The following is a 15349-nucleotide window of genomic DNA, read 5'->3' as shown; positions in this document are numbered from 1 at the left end:
GGCAATTATCGGGATTTGCGGCCCGGGTCGTGGCGTTCCAGCCAGGCGAAGAACTCGCCGTACCAGAGCCGGCTGTTGCGGGGCTTGAGGATCCAGTGGTTCTCGTCCTGGAACCAGACCAGGCGGGCCGGCACGCCGCGGGCCTTGAGCGTGTTGTAGTAGGCCAGGCCCTGGGCGTCGGGCACGCGGTAGTCCAGCGCGCCGTGGACCACCAGGGTCGGCGTCTTCATCGCGCCGGCGTAGCTGGCCGGGCTCTGCTTGGAGATCTGCTTCGCGTCGTCCCAGTACCAGGCGCCCAGTTCGCGGGCATGGCCGCCGTAGACGTCGTCGGCCATCATGGCCTGCCAGTCGAAGCAGCCGGCATGGCAGACATAGGCCTGGTAGCGGCCGGCCTTCAGGTGGCCGTTCATCCAGGCCACCATGTAGCCGCCATAGCTGCCGCCGCTGGCGAACAGCCGGCGCCTGTCGGCCCAGGCTCGCTTGAGCAGCAGGTCGGTGGCGGCCTCGATGTCCTGCATCTCCAGCGGGCCCCAGTCGCCGGTGATCGAATCGAGGAACTGGTAGCCGAAGCCCGAGGAGCCGTGGTAGTTGACGCTGGCCACCACATAGCCCTGGGCGGCGAAGACCTGGTGGTTCCAGCGCCAGTGCCAGCTGTCCCCGAAGGCCGTGTGCGGCCCGCCGTGTATCAGGTGCAAGAGCGGCTGCTTGCGACGCGGGTCGAAGCCGGGCGGGTAGAGCAGCCACATCTGGACCGGCTCGCCTTTGGCGCCCTCGAACCAGAGCTCCTCCTGTTTGCCGAAGCGTTGGCCGGCCAGCTGCTTGTCGTTGAACTGCTCGATGCGCTGCCAGCGCGCCCCTTCGCCTTCCTCGTCGCCCTCGGCTTCGAGCACCGAGAGGCGCGAGGGATGGTCCAGTGCATCGTGGTTGACCAGCAGGGTGCCGGCCTCCAGAGCGAAGCTGGCTGCATGGCCGCCGCGGAAGATCACGAAGGCGGCGCAGGTCTTGACGTCGAAGCGCCAGAGGTGGCGGCGGCCGCGGTCCTCGGCGCAGAACATCAGGCCGAGGTCGTCCTCATCCCAGCGCAAGGGTGCTTCGACCTCATGGTCCCAGTCTTCCGACAGCACGGCCCAATGGCCTTGCGTGTCCAGCACCGCCAGTTGCTTGGGTGCCGTGCTCTTGAGCGCCTGGTGGCTGGCGAGGAAGGCCAGGTGGTGTCCGGCATGGCTGTAGACCGGAGCCGTGAAGTCCCAATCCTTGTCCTGCAGCAGCAGCTGGACGGCGCCGCTGCGGACCTCGATCTCGGCCAGCGCCTGGCAATGGTCCAGGCGCTGCTCGGCCGCGGGATCGAAGGCGAAGACGATGCGGCGGCCATCGGGCGAGATGTCGAAGCCGTCATGGCCCGGGTCGTCGCGGGCCAGCTCGTAGTCCGTGCCCTCGAACAGGTCGCGGGTCTTGCCGGTCTTCAGGTCCAGCACATGCAGATGGGCCACCCGGCCCATGGGGATGAAGTGGTCCCAGAAGCGGTACTGGGCTTCCTCGGTCACCTGGCCGGTCGCCTTGCGATCCTTGTGGGCGGCCCAGGCCTTGGCCTGCGCGGCTGCGCCCTTGAGCCCGGGCCACACCCAGGAGACGAAGGCGATGCGCTGGCCGTCCGGAAACCACTTGAAGCACTCGACGCCGGTGGCCAGCTGGCTGATGCGGCGGGCCTCGCCGCCATCGGGCGGTATCAGGTAGAGCTGGGGCGTCTCGTCCTTCTCGCCCTGCTGCTCGCGGCGGGCGATGAAGGCGATCTGGTCGCCCTGCGGACTCCATTGCGGCGCGCCGTCCTTGTCGCCGCACTGGGTCAGCTCGCGCGGCTCGCCGCCCAGGGTGGACAGCAGATGCAGGCTGGAGCGCGCCTGGTTCTTCTCCATGTCGTAGCGAACCACGCTCGCCACGGCCTGGGCACCGTCGGGGGACAGGCTGGGCGCCCCGACCCGGTCCAGCGCCCACAGCGCATCGATGTCAAAAGGTTTTCTGCCGTTGGCCATAGCAATGCCTATCTATCGAGTGGTGGGCCGAGCGCCGGGCCGCTCCCAAGCCGGCCCGCGTTGGCGATGCTCATGCGGCTCGACGCCGCATGCATCGTCGTCCCCTCGGGGGACCGACCGGGCTTGCTCGCGTTCAGCGGAGCAAGACCGGGCGAGGGGCCTCCGATTCAATCCCTGGGTTTCTCCAGCTGCCATTGCAGATGGGCCTTGATCGTCGGCCATTCGGCCGCCGTGATGCTGTAGACGCAGGTGTCGCGCAGATGGCCGTCGGCCGTGCGCTGGTGGGCGCGCAGGATGCCGTCCAGCTGGGCGCCCAGGCGCTCGATGGCGCGGCGGCTCTGGGTGTTGAGCCGGTGGGTGCGGAACTCGACGGCGATGCAGTCCAGCGTCTCGAAGGCGTGCGTGAGCAGCATCAGCTTGCACTCGGTGTTCAGGCCGCTGCGCTGGACGCGGCGGGCGTACCAGGTGGAGCCGATCTCGACCCGGCGGTGCACCAGGTCGATGTTCATGTAGGTCGTCATGCCGGCGACATGTCCCTCGGCGTCGAGCACGGTGAAGGGCAGCATGGAACCGGCCTTGTGCAGAGCCAGGCGGCGGGCGATCTCGGCTTCCATGCGCTCGGGCGCGGCGACGCTGGTGTACCAGAGCCGGTGCAGCTCGCCGTCGGCGGAGGCCTGCTTCAAGCCCTCCAACTGGTCGGCCGACAGGGGAACGAGGCGGGCGTGGCGGCCCGCGAGGGTGACGGGCTCGAGGATGTTGCCCGCCATCAGCGGTTGTTCCGTTGCATGAAGACCAGCTTCTCGAACAGGGTCAGGTCCTGCTCGTTCTTCAACAGGGCACCGACCAGCGGCGGGATCGTGACCTTGCTGTCGCCCTCGGCGCGCAGCTGCTCGACCGGGATGTCCTCGGCCAGCAGCAGCTTGAGCCAGTCGATCAGCTCCGAGGTCGAGGGCTTCTTCTTCAGGCCCGGCAGATTGCGCACCTCGTAGAAGCTCTTCAGCGCGGCGGCCAGCAGCTCGCCCTTGATGCCGGGGAAGTGCACGTCGACGATGCTCTGCATCGTGGCCGCGTCCGGGAACTTGATGTAGTGGAAGAAGCAGCGGCGCAGGAAGGCGTCGGGCAGCTCCTTCTCGTTGTTCGAGGTGATGAAGACCAGGGGCCGGTGCCGGGCCTTGACCAGCTGGCGGGTCTCGTAGACGTAGAACTCCATGCGGTCGAGTTCGCGCAGCAGGTCGTTGGGGAACTCGATGTCGGCCTTGTCGATCTCGTCGATCAGCAGGGCCACCGGCTGCTCGGCCTCGAAGGCCTGCCACAGCACGCCCTTGACGATGTAGTTGTGGATGTCGCGCACCCGCTCCGAGCCTTCGATGCCGGCCAACTGGCTGTCGCGCAGCCGGCTGACGGCGTCGTACTCGTACAGGCCCTGCTGGGCCTTGGTGGTCGACTTGATGTGCCACTGCAAGAGCGGCATGCCCAGGGTGCGGGCCACTTCCTCGGCCAGCATGGTCTTGCCGGTGCCGGGCTCGCCCTTGACCAGCAGCGGCCTTTGCAGCTTGATCGCGGCGTTGACCGCCAGCATCAGGTCGTCGGTGGCGATGTACTGGTCGGAACCTGCGAATTTCATGGCGTGGATCAAGGACGACAGAGGCGGCGGACCAGTATACGGGCCGCCCTATAATGCCCGCCGGTGTAAGAACAGAACCCTCGGGATCATGAAGAAACTGCTGCAGATTTCGCTCGCCGCGCTGGCCCTGATCGCCGGCTCCGTCCAGGCCCAGGACGTCGCCAATGGCGAGAAGAAGATCGCCATGTGCATCGGCTGCCACGGCATCCCGGGCTACCAGGCCAGCTTCCCCGAAGTCCACAAGGTGCCGATGATCGCCGGCCAGGGCGCCAAGTACATCAGCGCCGCGCTGAACGCCTATGCCAAGGGTGAGCGCAAGCACCCGACGATGCGCGGCATCGCCCAGAGCCTGACCGAGCAGGACATTGCCGACGTCTCGGCCTACTACGAACAGCAGGCCAAGGCGCCGGCCCCGGCCGAAGGCCCGGCTGCCGCCTCGACCGACGTGGCCAAGCTGCTGGAGAAGGGCGCCTGCGCTTCCTGCCACGGTGCCAATTTCAGCAAGCCCGTCGACGGCGCCTATCCCAAGCTGGCCGGCCAGCATGCCGACTACCTGTACGTGGCGCTCAAGGCCTACCAGACCGAGGGCAACCCCATGGTCGGCCGCGGCAACGCGATCATGGCCGGCCAGGTCAAGCAGTTCAAGCACGAAGAGCTGAAGGCCATCGCCAAGTACATCGCCTCGCTGCCCGGCGAGCTGCGTACGGTGCCGCAAGCCAAGATGCGCTGAAGCAAATGCCAGCCGCGGCCCCGGGTCGCGGCAAGCGTGACAAAGCCGCCTGATCAGGCGGCTTTTTTGCGTTTGATCATGGCGTCCCCATATCGGCCGCGGCTGATACTCGGGGCTTCGGGCTGGGCCGCTTGCTCAGCGGCAAGGCCATGCTCAAGAAGATACCCACGTCTCAGGTCAGGCTAGGCATGTTCATCCAGGCGCTGGACGGGCCCTGGCTGTCGCATCCCTTTTGGAAAACCAAGTTCCTGCTCGGGGATGCCTCCGATCTCGAGGCGCTGCTGCGCAGCCAGGTGCCGGCAGTCTGGATTGACGCCAGCAAGGGCGTCGATGTGGTGGCTGCACCTCAGGGCAGCCCGGTGGCTGCGCCGGCACCTGTGTCAGCTGCGGCTGTACCCCCGCCCGTCGCCTCCGTGCGGGTGCCGGCAGGGGCCGAGATGGAAAAGGCCGCGGCCCTGGTCAATCGCTCGCGCCAGCAGGTGATGAATCTGTTCGGCGAAGCCCGTCTGGGCAAGGCCGTCGATGCCGAGCAATGCCTGCCCCTGGTCGAGGAAGTGGCCAGCTCGGTGGCTCGCAATCCTTCGGCCCTGATCAGCCTGGCGCGGCTCAAGACCAAGGACGACTACACCTACCTGCATTCGGTGGCGGTCTGCGCGCTGATGGTCTCGCTGTCCCGCCAGCTGGGCCTGGACGAGGCGCAGACCCGCGAGGCCGGCCTGGCCGGCCTGCTGCACGACGTGGGCAAGATGATGATGCCGCTGGAGGTGCTGAACAAGCCGGGCCAGCTGACCGACGACGAGTTCACCGTGATGCGCACCCACCCGATGCGCGGCTTCGAGGCGCTGCAGGACGGCTCGGCCGTGCCCGCCTCGGCGCTGGAGGTCTGCCTGCATCACCACGAGAAGATGGATGGCAGCGGCTATCCGCACAAGCAGGCCGGCGAGCAGATCAGCCTGCTGGCTCGCATGGGCGCGGTCTGCGACGTCTATGACGCCATCACCTCCAACCGGCCCTACAAGAACGCCTGGGACGCCGCCGGCTCGCTGCAGCGCATGGCCCAGTGGAACGGGCATTTCGACCCGCGCATCTTCCAGGCCTTCGTCAAATGCGTGGGCATCTATCCGGTCGGCACCCTGGTCAAGCTGCACTCGGGACGGCTGGCGGTGGTGGTGGACCAGCATGCCAGCAACCTGGTGGCGCCCACGGTCAAGGTCTTCTACTCGACCAAGTCGCAGATGCCGATCCCGGTCGAATTGCTGGACCTGACGCGCAGCACCGACCGCATCGTCGGCCGCGAGGCGCCGGGCGACTGGGGCTTCAAGAACCTGGACGAGTTCTGGACCCAGGCCGACAAGCACTGATCCGGCGAGCAGGGCCGGCTTTGGCCCTTTCAAGCAGGCTTTGAGGCCGGGGCCACCGGCCAATACTGGCAGGGACTGTAGAACCGCCTGTTTGTCTGCCTGCCCGTACGTCCGCCATGAAGCCGCCCATCACCCCGGTCCACCTGATTTCCGCTCTGCTGCTGGCCTTGAGCGCCTGTGGCGGAGGCGGCGGAGGCGGCGGCGACAGCAGCAGCGGCGGTGGTAGCAGCGGTGGTGGCACGACCACGGTGACGCTGAGCGGCATTGCGGCCGCCGGCGCGCCGCTGGGCAATGCCAAGGTCACGGTGCTGGACGCCTCGGGCACCTCGCTGGGCACGACCACCTCCCATCCCTCCGAAGGCAGCTACAGCCTGACGCTCAGCAAGACGCCGACCGCGCCGCTGCTGATACAGGTGTCGGGCATGGATGCGGCCGGCAATCCGCAGCTGCTGCATTCCATCGTGAGCAGTGCCGCCTCCAGCATGGTGGCCCATGTGACACCGCTCAGCGATGCCATCGTGGCGCTTTCGCTCGGCAGCGAGCCCCGCACCGTGTTCGCCGCGCCCAGCACGGCCGCGCTGGCGCCCCTCAGTTCGGCGGCGGCGGCCCAGACCTTTCTGAAGACGCTGATCAAGAGCCAGCTGACCGACCTCAAGGTCAGCGATCCCACGACGCTGAACCTGTTGACCGATGCGAGCTTTGCGGCCAACAAGGGCACGCATGACCTGCTGATCGAGAGCCTGCGGGTCGGCTATGTGCGGACCAGCAAGGGCGTGGACCAGCTGCTGCTCGCCAACAAGCTGCAGCCCAACAACCCGGCCGAGGTGCTGGTCGACCTGGCGGTTGCCAAGACCGAGCTGGCCAAGAGCAGCGGTGCCACGCCGGCTACGGCCGTGGTCTCGACGCTGAAGGCGACCACCAGTGCCGCCACGACCCTGGGCAACCTGGGCAGCATGGACGAGCTGGGTGCGGCACTGAACAAGCTGATCTCGCAGGGCCCCGGCTCCACGGCCGTGCTGGCCGATCCGTTGCTGTCGCTCTACACCACGCACGACAGCCGCAGCGCCAACGACCTCGCGCTGCTGCTGGCCGGCTATGCGGTCACCAACCGCCAGCTGGGCCGGTTCACGGTCACCGGCTGCGCCGACGACCAGCTGGCCAGTGGCGACTGCAAGAAGGTGCTGGTGGCCGCGCCGGTCAGTGACAGCACCGGCAAGGTCGTCGAGCTGTTCTTCGACACGCTGAGCTACAAGGCCACGCCGGCCACCGGCATGACCAAGTGGAGCCTGGTCGGCAACGGCCGCAAGCGCGAGCTGGCGGCCAATCCCCTGCACTGGATCGCCTTCGAGCCGGATGGCAGCGTCAGCAGCACGGTGATGCCGAACCCCGCGGCCGGCGTGCAGGTGCTGGTCCAGGCGCTGGACTATGCGACGCCGCCCAACCTGCTGCAGTCCTCGGCGACGGTGCAGACGCCGGGCGGCTACAGCATTCCGCTGGCCTATTGCGGCCGCCTCTATCTCTGCGTCAGCAATGTGCCGGGCTCGACCAGCGCCACGGCCAGCGGCGGCATCGCCGACACGGCCCTGCTGCAGTCCTCGCTGGGCTGGATCGGCAACATGGACGCGCTGCGCAGCGCCAAGTACCAGTTCTCCATGACCGTGGGCACGACGCCGGAGACCAAGGCCGTCTACCTGCGCGCCGAGGTGCCGGCCGAGACGCCGGCCAGCAGCCGCTTCCCCAAGCTCTCGGTGGCGAGCAGCAGCAGCCCCTTCCTGGCCAGCACCGCCCTGGCCGGCTTCACGGCCGACTGGTCCAGCTGGTCAAAGGCCAATCCGGACCTGCGACTGGTCGGCCTGCGCGCCGTGTTCTCCGACAGCAATGGCAACCAGCGCATCGCCGACTATCCGCTGCCGCTGCCGCCCACGACCGAGCTGGTGCTGGGCAAGCCGCCGCTGGCCTTCAATGCCACCAAGCTCGAGTACTGGCTGACGGCCCAGGACAGCCAGGGCCGCCGCCTGTTCAGCCGCTACCTGCCGAAGTTCTGAGTTCGAGGCTGGCTCAGCGCGCCAGCGCGCCGTGCCGCTTCAGGATGGCGGTGTAGCGGCCTTCCCTGACCAGGGCGGCCGTGGCGGCGTCGAAGCGTTCCACCAGGTCCTTGTTCACCGTCTTGCGGCTGAACGCCACCATGTCGGATTCGGTCGAGGCGATCACGGCCGTGGGGCGGATCTGCTCCTCGAGGTTCTCGTTCTTCAGCTCGTACAGGCCCAGGCGCTCGTCGACCACATAGCCGTCGATGCGGCCCAGCCGGGCCATGTGGATCAGGCTGTGGCGCGTGCTGACCATCTGCACCGTAGGCCCGAAGCGCGGATGCTCCAGCAGCTGCTTGAACTCGGGCGCGTAGGAAGCACCGATCTCGGCACCGAGGCGGAAGCCGCTGTCGGGCAGGTCCTTGAGATGCTTGAGGGCCGGCCAGCGCTTGATTGCCTCGACACGGGCGAACAGCACATTGCGATTGCTGCCACGCGGCTGTGCGAACCAGGCATAGGCCTCGCGCTCGGGCCGGCGCAGCGTGCCGGGCAGGGCGTCGAGCCGGCCGTCGCGCAGGTCGACCAGGGCGCGTGCCCAGACCAGCTCGACCAGGCGGGCCTTGCAGCCCATGCGCTGCAGCGCCTCGACGGCGAAATCGACATCGATGCCGGTGATCTGGCCGGCCTTGTCCCGGTAGGCATAGGGCGGGTCGTCGGACCAGCGGACGCTGAGCTCGCAGGCGGCGGCTGGCAGGCAGGCCAGGGCCCCGAGCAGCATGGCACTGCTGATGGCACGCAAACGCACGGGCGAGACAGGGCCTTCTGAGACTGGCGGAAACGGTGAGATTCGAACTCACGGAGGGCGCAAACCCTCGGCGGTTTTCAAGACCGCTGCCTTAGACCACTCGGCCACGTTTCCAGGATGGAGGAGGCGCGATTCTAGCTGCCTGCACCATCGGGGTCTGGCCTCGGCGGCCTAGTAGCTGAACTCACCGTGCAGGGCCACCGAGCGGCCGGGGCCGGGGATCACATGGCCGCTGCTGCCGGTGTTGTACATGTCGAGCACATGAGGCTTGTCGCCGAGGTTGTAGGCATTCAGCCGCAGCGTGAAATGCCCGCTCACGCGGTAGGCGGCCATGGCGTCCACCGTGGTGTAGCCGCCGATCTGGCGGGTGTTGGTGGTGTTGACCACACGGCTGCCCACATGGGTCAAGCCGCCGCTGAAGCTCCATGGCGAAGCGCCGGCGCGGCCTATCCAGAGGCTGGCCGACTGGCGCGGCGCGCTGCTCAGCGGCTGGCCGACCTCCAGCGGGTTGGCCGAGCTCAGGATCTTGCCGCGCAGATAGGCATAGCCGGTGCTCATGCTCCAGTCCTTGTCGAGCCGGCCGACCGCGCCGAGCTCAAGGCCCTGCATGCGCTGCTTGCCGTTCAGCGTGATGAAGTCGTTGGGGTTGGCCGGGTCCTCGGTGCGTGCATTGGTCTTGTCGATGCGGAACAGCGCGGCGCTCAGCAGCAGCTTCTCGCCGATCTCCCATTTGCCGCCCAGCTCGATGGCGCGGCTTTTCTCGGGCGAGAGGTTGCTGCTGTTGGCCGAGTTGGCGGCGTTCGCCAGCGTCAGGGCTTCGGCCGATGGATTGAACGAGCTGCCGGCGCTGAGATAGAGGTTGCTCTTCTCGCTCGGCTTGTAGGCCAGGCTGCCCCGCCAGCTGAGCATGGAGTCGGTGCGGCCGAGGCGGCTGAGCACATTGCCGGTGAAGGTGGTGGAGATCGCCTTGGCATCGGCATGGAAGCGGTCCCAGCGCAGGCCGGCGGTCAGCGACCATCGCGGGTCGAAGTCCACGGTGTCGAACAGGTAGACGGCCTGGCTGTGCGCCGCCACATAGGCATAGGCGCCGGTGCGCAGCACCGAGTAGACATAGGCCTGGGTGGCGTCCGGATGGAACAGGTCGGTGGTGGGGAAGGCCGCCGCCGCCAGTGGCGCCACGGTGGCTGGCGAGGTGCCGGGGTTGTAGGCGCCGCGCGCATAGTTGCCCGAGGTCTCGTAGCCGAACTCGGCGCCCATCACCAGGGTCTGGGTCACGCTGCCGCTTTGCAGCTTCAGGGTCAGGTCGGTCTGGTTGATCCAGCTGGTGTCCTTCTCGTCCAGCGTCTGCAGCTCGTGGTTGATGTTGGCGCTGGTGGCGCTGCTGAAGCGCGGCGCCGAGATGATGGAGTCGCGATAGGTGGAGCCGTACTGCGCATGGTCGCGCAGCACCATGCCGTTGCCGAACTCGTGCCGGTAGTTGAGCGAACCGATGTGGGTGGAGATGAACTCATGGTCCCGGTTCAGCAGTCCGTAGAAATTGCTGAAGGGCACGGGGGCGATCTTGTTGCCGTAGCCGGCCACCGCGGCCACGTTGTTGTTGGCCAGCGGCACGAAGGGGATGCCGAAGTCGGGCATGTTGTCCTGCTTCAGGTGGAACAGGGCAATGGACAGCTGGTCGGGCGTGCCCAGCCCCAGGGTCAGCGAGGGGGCGATGCCCGAGCGCTGGTTGCGCACATGGTCACGCCCCGGTGTGTCGGCCTCGAAGGCCATGGCGTTGACGCGCAGGGCCGCGTCGTTGAGCAGGCCGGCGCCGCCGGACTCGGTGGCGCCCAGCCACTGGTTGAAGTCCAGGGTCAGGCGCCGGTAGGCACCGCTGCCACCGCCCGCCGTGGCGGCCATCAGGTTTTCCTTCTGCGGCTGCTTGGTGACCAGGTTGATCAGGCCGCCGGTCGACCCGCGTCCGCCGAAGGCCGAGGACGGGCCCTTGATCATCTCCACCTGCTCCAGGTTGAAGGGGTCGCGCGAATAGCTGCCGAAGTCGCGCACGCCGTCGACGAAGATGTCCTTGCGGGCATTGAAGCCGCGTATCGACAGGCTGTCGCCCGGCGCGCCGCCGCTGCCGCCTTCGCCGGCCTGCATGCTGATGCCGGGGCTGTTCTTCAGCACCTGGACCAGGTTGGTGGCCGCCTGGTCGCGCATCAGGGCGGCCGGAATCACCAGGGCCGTCTGCGGCGTGTCCAGCAGCGGCTTGGTCTGCTTGACCGAGGACAGCTCGGCCTCGCGCTGGCCCTCCACGGTGACCTTCTGCAGCTTGTTGTCGGCCGGACGGGGCGGGTCGGCAGGGTCGGCCACGGCGCTCGGCGCCTCGGCGCCGATGGCCGGCGCCAGCATCAGGGCCGACAGGGTGAGGCCGGTAGGGATGGGGGCCAGGGTCTTGTGTTGCATGGCGGGATCTCCAGGGCAGGCAATGCCGGGTCGCGGGCGGCGGTGGCCTGGTGCGACATGGCTCGGATGCCCTGGGCCCGCTGCTCGAGCAGCAGGGCCTGGGCCGGACGAAAGGTCTGGCGGCGCAGCAGGGCCAGCGCCTCCAGCGTGCTGGCCACCAGCGGATGCTGGCTGCCGAGCGCGCGCTCGCGCATCGTCAGGACGCGGGCGTAAAGGAATTCGGCCTGGGCAAGCCGGCCTTGGGCCTGGTGCAGCCGGGCCAGGCCATGCAGGCTCTGAGAAATCTCGGGATGGCCGGGCGCCAGGGCCTGCTCGCGCAAGGCCAGCGCGCGGCTGTGGAGTTCCAATGCCTCGGCCTGGCGCCCCTGGTCCAGGCTCAGCTGGGCCAGCAGGTAGAGGCTCATCGCCACATCGGGATGCTGTGAGCCCAGCTGCTGTTCGCGGATGGCCAGCGAGCGGCGGCCCAGCGATTCCGCGCCGACCGGGTCGCCCTCGGCCCTCAGCAGCGCGGCCAGCGTGTGCAGGCTGTTGGCCACCTCTAGGCTTTGCGGCCCGCAGGCCTGCTCGCGCATGGCCAGCGCCCGCCTGTAAAGCAGGCCGGCCTCGGCCAGCCGGTCCTGGGTCTTGAGCAACACGGCCAGGTTGTTCAGCGTAGTGGCCAGCTCGGGATGGGTCGGTCCCAGCGCGACGACCTGGATGGCCAGGGCCTCCTGGTAGAGGCCCTGGGCTTCGCCGTAGCGGCCGCGGATGGCGCAGAGCAGGGCGAGGTTGTTGAGGCTTTGCGCCAGTTCGGGATCCTGCGGCGACAGGGCTTGCCGGCGCAGGGCCAGGGCTTGCCGGTAGAGCGGCTCGGCTTTCTCGTGGTGGCCGCAGCTGGCGTGCAGCGCGGCCAGGTCGTTGAGGCAGCGCGCCCGGTAGCGTGGGTCAGGCCAGGGCGTGCTCTCCACCAGGGCCAGCGCTCTTTCGGCGACGGTCAGTGCCAGCTCGTAGCGCCCCTGCCTGTGCAGGGCCTGCACCTGGGCGCCCAGGAACTCGCAGACGCCGCCCGGTGCCAGGGCGGCGGGGAGTTTGGTGGGCGGGGCCGGGTCCGGGCGCATGAATCCATTGCCGGAAGCACAGGGTGCGAATCAATGTATTGAGAATTATTCACCGCGGCAAGACGGCCGGGACCCACAAGCTTGGGGGGTGGGCATGACCTGGCACCGCCGGTCGGCGCAGGCCCCAGGAACCCGTACCGACTAGCGGCCCGGCTGCTGCGCCTGGTCGCAACGGACCTGGACGACCTCGCGCACCCGGCCCGCCTCATCCAGGCAGGCCGCGCTCAGCGCGCCGCCCCAGACGCAGCCGGTGTCCAGGGCCAGCAGGTCGGGTCGCTGCACCAGGCCCAGCGTCGACCAATGGCCGAACGCAACCGGCTGGCCGACCGTGCGGCGGCCCGGCACTTCGAACCAGGGCATGAAGCCGGCCGGTGCGCTGTCGGCGCCGTCCTTGGCCTCGAAGTCCATGCGACCCTGCGGCGTGCAGAAGCGCAGCCGGGTCAGCACGTTGACGATGAAGCGCAGCCGCTCGATGCCGCCCAGGCCGGCGTTCCATTGGTCGGGTTGGTTGCCATACATCTGGTGCAGAAAGTCGGGCAGTTCTGGGCCGCGCAGCAGGGTCTCGACCTCGCCGGCCAGGCTCAGGGTCTGGGCCGCATCCCATTGCGGCACGACGCCGGCATGGACCAGCAGCCAGCCCTGGCAGCTCACCGCCATGCGCTGCTGGCGCAGCCAGGACAGCAGGGCCTCGCGGTCGGGCGCGTCGAGGATGTCGTGCAGGGTGTCCTTGCGGTGCGGCTTGCGCACGCCCTGGGCGGCGGCCAGCAGATGCAGATCGTGGTTGCCCAGCAGGCAGATGGCGGCATCGCCCAGGCCCTGCAGCCGCCGCAGCGTGGCCAGCGAGGCCGGGCCCCGGTTGACCAGGTCACCCAGCAGATAGAGCCGGTCGCGGGAAGGGGAGAAATCGAGCTTCAGCAGCAAGCGCTCCAGCGCGTCGCAGCAGCCCTGGAGGTCGCCGACTAGATAGTTCATACCGGGATTGTGCTGTCGGAAGCGTGACGTCCATCTGCTACCCTTGCCGGCTTTCTAAACCGACTGCGCCTGACTACGGGTTAACCCCTGGCGCCCTCAATGGATACCGCGCTTCTTCTCTTCCTGATCCTGCTCAACGGGCTTTTTGCCATGTCGGAAATGGCCCTGACCGCCAGCCGCAAGGCGCGCCTGCAGGTCATGGTGGAGAGCGGCGAATCGGGTGCGCAGGCCGCCATGGACCTGCATGAGAACCCGACCCGCTTCCTGTCCACGGTGCAGATAGGCATCACCTCCATCGGGGTGCTGAACGGCATCGTCGGCGATGCCGCCTTCTCCAAGCCGCTGTCGCGCTGGCTGACCGAGACCTTCGGCCTGCATGCCCAGGCGACCGAGGTCGTGTCTACGGCGCTGGTGGTGGTCATCATCACCGTGCTGACCATCATCTTCGGCGAGCTGGTGCCCAAGCGCCTGGGCCAGATCTATCCCGAGACCGTGGCCCGATTGGTGGCGCCGGCGATGAACGGCCTGTCGCTGGTGGCCCGGCCGCTGGTGCGCATGCTCAGCTTCTGTACCGAGGCCACGCTGGGCCTGATGGGCCTGGGCGGCCAGGCCGCGCGCAGCGTGACCGAGGAAGAAATTGCCGCCAGCCTGGAAGAGGGCCTGGATGCCGGCGTGATCGAGGAACACGAGCACCAGATGGTGCGCAACGTGTTCCGGCTGGACGAGCGCCAGATCGGCTCGATGATGATTCCGCGCGCCGAGATCGCCTGGCTGGACGTCGAGGCCAGCAAGGACGAGGTGCTGGCCGTGATGCGCGAGCATGCCTACAGCCGCTATCCGGTCTGCCGCGGCGGCTTGAGCGATGTGCTGGGCGTGGTCTCGGCGCAGGGCCTGCTGCAGCGCTCGCTGAGCGGCGAGCCGCTGTCCCTGAGTGATGGCCTGGTGGCGCCGGTCTTCGTGCCGGAGACGCTGTCCGGCATGGAGCTGCTCGAACATTTCCGCGCTTCGGACGCGCCCCTGGTCTTTGTCGTCGACGAGTACGGCGAAGTGCAGGGCGTGATCTCGGTGCGCGATGTGCTGGAAGCGATTGCTGGCGAATTCAATGCGCCCAGCGATGGCGATGCCTGGGCGGTGCAACGCGCGGACGGAAGCTGGCTGATCGACGGCCTGATTCCCGTGCCGGAGCTGAAGGACCGCCTGGAGCTGAAGGAACTGCCCGAAGAGGACCGTGGTCGCTACAACACCCTGGCCGGCATGATCATGCTGCTGCTGGGGCGCTTGCCGCGCACGGCCGATGTGGTGGAGTGGAACGCGTGGAGATTCGAGGTCGTGGACCTCGACGGCAAACGTGTGGACAAGGTGCTGGTCAGCCGACTGGCGAATGACGGAGATAGAGAATGAGCAACCCCCCCCTGTACGGCAAGCTGGTGCCGTTGGACCGTGAAGTCCACAAGAAGCTGCGCCTGAATGTCGATGCCAACACGGTCAAGCGCGTGCAGACCATGAACTCGCTGTTCGTGGCCGCGGCCGAATTCGCCGAAGCCTGCAAGGAATTCCCCATCGTGTTCGTGCGCGTCGGTGAAGTGCCGAGCGACGGCAGCCGCCAGGCGGTGGCACCGCTGGCCGTGATGGGCCTGAAGAGCGGCAGCAACCGCTTCGTGGACAAGGACGGCAAGTGGACGGCCAACTACGCGCCGGCCTACCTGCGCCGCTATCCGTTCAGCATGGTCCGCGTCGAGGCTGGCAGCGACCAACTGGCCATGTGCTTCGATGCCGACTGGGAAGGCTTCTCGGAGACCGAGGGCACCTCGCTGTTTGCCGAAGACGGCCAGCCGACCGAGTTCCTGGTCAACGCCAAGAACTTCGTCGAGAGCTTCGAGCGCGAGACCGAGCGCACCCGCCTCGCCTGTGACGAGCTGGTCAAGCTGGACCTGCTGCAGGACATGCGCTTCGAGGCCACGCTGCCCAATGGCGAAAAGCTGGACGTCGAAGGCTTCATGGCCATCGACGAGGAAAAGCTGGGCAAGCTGGACGACGCCAAGGTCGTCGAGATCCACCGCAACGGCCTGCTGTCGCTGATCGAGATGCACCGCGTGTCGATGGGCAACATGCCGCGTCTGGCCGGTCTGGAAGGCGTGGCCGCCCAGGCCTGAGCCGGTCCAGCCTGACTCGCAAGGGCCGCCTCAGTGCGGCCCTTTGCTTTTTGTTGTGCCGCGCGCACGACAGGCGCCCGCTTTGGCCGCCGCGGGCTTCGGGCT

The 15349-nt window shown here is 67.9% G+C and carries 12 protein-coding genes and 1 tRNA gene; 5 read left to right on the top strand and 8 right to left on the bottom strand.

What is annotated here, in order from left to right; translation table 11 throughout:
* Positions 1-5: 5 nt before the first annotated feature.
* The 3 genes from QT382_RS14830 to QT382_RS14820 form a co-directional block, all read right to left on the bottom strand.
* The gene (locus QT382_RS14830; protein WP_289254878.1) at positions 6-2030 is read right to left on the bottom strand and encodes a S9 family peptidase; all 2025 of its coding nucleotides are present in this window, start codon (positions 2028-2030) and stop codon (positions 6-8) included.
* Between the two features lie 167 nt (positions 2031-2197).
* Positions 2198-2797, bottom strand: coding sequence for a GNAT family N-acetyltransferase (locus QT382_RS14825; RefSeq protein ID WP_289254877.1), 600 nt, complete (start codon positions 2795-2797; stop codon positions 2198-2200).
* Positions 2797-3654 (bottom strand): AAA family ATPase, encoded by an 858-nt coding sequence (locus tag QT382_RS14820; RefSeq protein ID WP_289254876.1) that lies wholly within the window; start codon positions 3652-3654, stop codon positions 2797-2799. The genes QT382_RS14825 and QT382_RS14820 overlap by 1 nt, the downstream gene beginning before the upstream one ends.
* Positions 3655-3742: 88 nt before the next feature.
* Between QT382_RS14820 and QT382_RS14815 the strand changes: the two genes are divergently transcribed.
* From QT382_RS14815 to QT382_RS14805, 3 genes are all read left to right on the top strand, one after another.
* Complete coding sequence (locus QT382_RS14815; protein WP_289254875.1) at positions 3743-4384, top strand: c-type cytochrome; 642 nt, start codon at positions 3743-3745, stop codon at positions 4382-4384.
* A gap of 149 nt (positions 4385-4533) precedes the next feature.
* A complete protein-coding gene (locus QT382_RS14810; protein WP_289254874.1) occupies positions 4534-5745 on the top strand; it encodes a cyclic di-GMP phosphodiesterase in 1212 nt (403 codons plus the stop codon).
* A gap of 116 nt (positions 5746-5861) precedes the next feature.
* Positions 5862-7790 (top strand): Ig-like domain-containing protein, encoded by a 1929-nt coding sequence (locus QT382_RS14805; RefSeq protein ID WP_289254873.1) that lies wholly within the window; start codon positions 5862-5864, stop codon positions 7788-7790.
* Positions 7791-7803: 13 nt separating this feature from the next.
* Here the strand turns inward: QT382_RS14805 and QT382_RS14800 are convergent, their stop codons facing one another.
* From QT382_RS14800 to QT382_RS14780, 5 genes are all read right to left on the bottom strand, one after another.
* A complete protein-coding gene (locus QT382_RS14800; RefSeq protein ID WP_289254872.1) occupies positions 7804-8577 on the bottom strand; it encodes a substrate-binding periplasmic protein in 774 nt (257 codons plus the stop codon).
* A 24-nt stretch (positions 8578-8601) separates the two neighbouring features.
* Positions 8602-8691, bottom strand: a tRNA-Ser gene (locus QT382_RS14795).
* A 57-nt stretch (positions 8692-8748) separates the two neighbouring features.
* Positions 8749-11022 (bottom strand): TonB-dependent receptor, encoded by a 2274-nt coding sequence (locus QT382_RS14790; protein WP_289254871.1) that lies wholly within the window; start codon positions 11020-11022, stop codon positions 8749-8751.
* A complete protein-coding gene (locus QT382_RS14785; RefSeq protein WP_289254870.1) occupies positions 10968-12119 on the bottom strand; it encodes a tetratricopeptide repeat protein in 1152 nt (383 codons plus the stop codon). The genes QT382_RS14790 and QT382_RS14785 overlap by 55 nt, the downstream gene beginning before the upstream one ends.
* A gap of 141 nt (positions 12120-12260) precedes the next feature.
* On the bottom strand, positions 12261-13091 hold the full coding sequence (locus QT382_RS14780) for a symmetrical bis(5'-nucleosyl)-tetraphosphatase (RefSeq protein ID WP_289254869.1): 831 nt from the start codon (positions 13089-13091) through the stop codon (positions 12261-12263).
* 99 nt (positions 13092-13190) lie between these two features.
* On the opposite strand from QT382_RS14780, the gene QT382_RS14775 reads away from it, so the two are divergent.
* Both QT382_RS14775 and QT382_RS14770 read left to right on the top strand, forming a co-directional pair.
* Positions 13191-14492 carry a hemolysin family protein gene (locus tag QT382_RS14775; RefSeq protein WP_289254868.1) on the top strand — a complete coding sequence of 434 codons (1302 nt, stop codon included), beginning with the start codon at positions 13191-13193 and terminating at the stop codon, positions 14490-14492.
* A complete protein-coding gene (locus QT382_RS14770) occupies positions 14489-15244 on the top strand; it encodes a SapC family protein (RefSeq protein ID WP_289254867.1) in 756 nt (251 codons plus the stop codon). Before QT382_RS14775 ends, QT382_RS14770 begins: the two co-directional genes overlap by 4 nt.
* The last annotated feature ends 105 nt before the right edge of the window (positions 15245-15349 follow it).

This window comes from Pelomonas sp. SE-A7, assembly GCF_030345705.1.
Classification (GTDB): domain Bacteria; phylum Pseudomonadota; class Gammaproteobacteria; order Burkholderiales; family Burkholderiaceae_C; genus JAUASW01.
This window is presented reverse-complemented; position numbering and strand designations above follow the sequence as displayed.